Raw genomic sequence first — 1,877 nt, forward strand, 5'->3', positions numbered from 1 at the left:
ACCTTTAAGGAAGTCCAAGGCAACCCAACGGGGAGCTTTACGGATCAAGATCAGACCGTAACCTACGTTTACACTAAGAACCCTGTAACGGATAACAATGGCGGCACTGGGTCCAATCCATCTGGGAAACCAGGTAATGGTACGGATACAGGAAATTCTAGTTCTAACCAACCAGGAAATCCTTCCCAACCAAGTAACACTACTAACAATGGCGTAATCAATACGTCGACTAATACGGGATCGAAAGTTAACAATGGCGTTGTTTTCTCACCAAAACTACCTCAAACTGGTGAAAACAATAGTCAAAGTCAAACAATGTCATTTGTTGGTATTTTGTTGGCAATGTTTGGTGGTTTACTCGGTTTTCTTGGTATCAAGAAACGTCGTAACGATTAACCATTAAATAAATATATCTGTAGTGAATATAGATTATTTAAAGAAGGCCCTGAAGAATATTATGATTCTTCGGGGCCTTTATTTTTAGCATTGCTGGGATAAACTTAGATATACAAGAATACTTCAAAAGGATGGACCAATATAATGAGCAAGAAATATGAGAAAGTATTGAAAACAGTGAATGACCAAAGTATTTTTCATTCGCAAAAGGGACAATTTTTGGGCGGGTACACTATTGGTATTTTAGCAATGGATATTTGGTATCCTAAATTACCCGGGAATGTCGCAAATGCCACAACCTATGACTTTCCTGTATTATATAAGCGTGGATTGAAGCCAAAGAGTTGCATGGCTTAATTGACGAGTTCGGTAAAACGTATCTGAAAAATGAAGCAACATTTCAAGAAAGTTTTTTAGCATGCCAAATAACTGAACTTGTCGATAATAATTGAATATAGCTAAAAAGGTAGCTCAATAAGCCAAAAAGTTTATTGAGCTACCTTTTATGTTTTTAAAAAATTAATTTAAGAAAAGCTAAATTAGCATCGTCAAAAAAGATTTCATGACTTTATTCACCGGTGCCCTCTAGTGGGCCTTCCTGCTGAATCGCGTCATCTTTGGTCTTTTCATCAGTTCCCTTAGCGTGTTTTACTGGAGAATAAATTGAGAAGACCTTCATAGTTTTACTACCAGCGTTAATTACATTGTGCCAAGTATTATCTGGAATAATTACTGCTTCACCAGGATGAATCTCACGGTCAATCGTCAATTTGTTTTTATCTTTGCCCATTTGAACGTGACCAACACCGTCTACTAAATAAATGAATTGGTCATTGCCATGGTGAATTTCCATTCCGATATCACCACCACCAGCTGGAATTGCCATCAAAGTGACTTGAAAATGATCACCCGTCCACAAAGTAGTTCGATAATTATCATTAGCTAAGGCAGCGGCCTTTAAATCTGGAGCAAATGGTTGTGGGCCATAATCTTTAAGTTCTAAGTGCTTCTCAGTCATTTTATTGCTTCCTTTCTATACAAATTAAGTATAACACATTATTTGAGATAGACCATAAAATATGTTTTGGCTAGACTAAAAAGTAAGGTGGTGTGGTTTTATAGTTGGTTTGCTTAAATGGCTATTTAGATTAACTGTCCATCTACATTAATTGTCAAACTAATCTTTTGATAATGTGCTTAGCTTGATGATTTGTGGAGAAAAATCAAATTCAAAATTACTTTTAATGATAATATGTCAGGCACGTCAAAAAATACTTTCATTACATTCTTGCAGCAAACCGTCAAAAAATTTTTTTAGTGAAACTTTGCCACCAGTAAGTCGATCACCTGTTAAGTAACGCATTTCAGATCTAACATTTTTATAACCATAGAGTGAATTTGCATATTCTATCGAAATCTCATTTTTGGATGTAAGCTGATTCCTGAGACAACTTTTAAGAGAGCGTATAATGAATAAATCG

General features: G+C 35.7%; 4 protein-coding genes. 2 read left to right on the forward strand and 2 right to left on the reverse strand.

Annotated elements, in window-relative coordinates; translation table 11 throughout:
- Together FC07_RS04850 and FC07_RS16080 are read left to right on the forward strand one after the other, a co-directional pair.
- A partial coding sequence (locus FC07_RS04850; protein WP_157050114.1) for a MucBP domain-containing protein occupies positions 1 to 396 on the forward strand: 396 nt, incomplete at its 5' end.
- A 144-nt stretch (positions 397 to 540) separates the two neighbouring features.
- Complete coding sequence (locus tag FC07_RS16080; protein ID WP_057904002.1) at positions 541 to 753, forward strand: hypothetical protein; 213 nt, start codon at positions 541 to 543, stop codon at positions 751 to 753.
- A 211-nt stretch (positions 754 to 964) separates the two neighbouring features.
- Here the strand turns inward: FC07_RS16080 and FC07_RS04860 are convergent, their stop codons facing one another.
- Complete coding sequence (locus FC07_RS04860) at positions 965 to 1,414, reverse strand: cupin domain-containing protein (RefSeq protein WP_003660057.1); 450 nt, start codon at positions 1,412 to 1,414, stop codon at positions 965 to 967.
- Positions 1,415 to 1,660: 246 nt separating this feature from the next.
- The coding region (locus FC07_RS15580) for a DNA-binding domain-containing protein (RefSeq protein WP_191981082.1) at positions 1,661 to 1,877 on the reverse strand (217 nt) is incomplete at its 5' end.

This window comes from Loigolactobacillus bifermentans DSM 20003 (assembly GCF_001434575.1).
In the GTDB taxonomy this organism is placed as follows: Bacteria; Bacillota; Bacilli; order Lactobacillales; family Lactobacillaceae; genus Loigolactobacillus; species Loigolactobacillus bifermentans.

Excerpts from the sequence above, each read along its gene's own strand:
- FC07_RS16080 (WP_057904002.1), top strand. The coding sequence starts at position 541 with ATGAGCAAGAAATATGAGAAAGTATTGAAAACAGTGAATGACCAAAGT.
- FC07_RS04860 (WP_003660057.1), bottom strand. The coding sequence starts at position 1,414 with ATGACTGAGAAGCACTTAGAACTTAAAGATTATGGCCCACAACCATTT.